Consider the following 1,546-nt stretch of genomic DNA (forward strand, 5'->3'; position numbering starts at 1 on the left):
CCATGAAAGTCTGAACCATACCATGATGCCTCACCAACACGTTTATAAGTTGGATCATTTTGAGGATAATACCACTTCCCCTTTATTTGGTAAGGCTTACCAACAATGGCACGCTCACGTTTTTTTTCTTCCGATTGATTTTTCTTATTTGATACTTGTTTAGGCAGAACAGAAGTATTTACGTCAACAGGTTTATTATGATAAGAATCCCTTATCGAAAGGAGTGCAGTTTGGCCTGCACAACAAGACGCCAATAACTGAGAAATGACCATCATAGAGAATAATTGAAGTGTCGGTTTAATGATAGAAGTAAATTTTTTTTTGCTATTTAAAAGCATCTGTTCAGTCCACTTATCCTTTTAAGTACTACTGTAAAACCATGTCACGCCTTCTATATGTGATAGGAAAATTCACATTTTTAAATGATTTTCCTCGCGCATATACTATCTTTGAATTTTTTCTCTATCAAAAAATTAACGCATTGTTAACCTTTTTGTAATTTTCATAAGAAATAAATGCACTATTGTAGATGTAAAAAAAGTAAAAAATAAATAAATCAATATCTTATTGAAAAAATCATCCCATAATATAAACTGTGAATAAGTATGGTGATTTGAACAATTTATTTTATGAATCATGTAACATGATAACTTTAAAAATCAGTCCGTGTTATTGCTAAAATTAACGGTCATGCCTGCTGCGCTAACGCAGGTATAGCCGGATCACAAGCTTAAAGCACTTTTGGGTTGATAAAAGATAGCATGGCATCACTTTATACCAAGACAGCCGATAAAAAATAATCAGCAGTAGAATTAATCAAAGAACTCCAAAAATGTCCAAAAGTAATCAAAAAGAACTCAATAGAATTAAAGGAATCGAAATCTCTGAACTTTTGTATAACTATTGATTTTATTTGAATTTGGTGAGCGCGCAGGGATTCGAACCCTGGACCTACTGATTAAAAGTCAGTTGCTCTACCAGCTGAGCTACGCGCTCCCACACAAGCTATCTAGTTTGCGGAAAGTGAAAGGAACATACGGTTGACTTTTCATTTGGTCAACACCTTTTGAAAAAAATATTATTATTTTCTCTAGTTATCAATAATTTTCTCTTTTCCCATCATTATATAGCTCCCCTTTATCTTCTTTTTGAAGTCTCAATAAAGGGGGAATCTAACTATAAAAACATTTCATGGATTCAAAATGCTAAAATTATGAGAAATCCGCAAGCTTCTCCCTCATACATATGAGGTGTTGAGCATAATGAGTAAAGCAAAAGTGCTTCTCGCTGTAGATCGTATATCATTTTTATATCGTTACATTTTCTTTTCCAATTTTCAAATATGAATACAGTTTTATAATACAAAATATTGATCTATAATAATTGATCGTTTTATGTATTGAATAAGGGATCTGAATACCTTGGAGATTTTATCATTTCAAATCCCTTTATATTGAAACAATCAAAATCATTTGCTCGACCAATAAAAGTGAGGGAATAAAACTATATAAAAAAAGAAATGAAAATGATACTTATGCCTTCTTTC

Annotated in this window: 1 tRNA gene and 1 pseudogene; both read right to left on the minus strand. The window is 31.9% G+C overall.

Annotated features, from left to right (window positions below):
• Positions 1-338, minus strand: a pseudogene (locus ACFIO3_RS12845) (septal ring lytic transglycosylase RlpA family protein); the annotation flags it as partial.
• Positions 339-920: 582 nt separating this feature from the next.
• Positions 921-996, minus strand: a tRNA-Lys gene (locus ACFIO3_RS12850).
• Positions 997-1,546 lie beyond the last annotated feature (550 nt).

The sequence above is a fragment of the Bartonella sp. AD328YNZD genome (assembly GCF_042196425.1).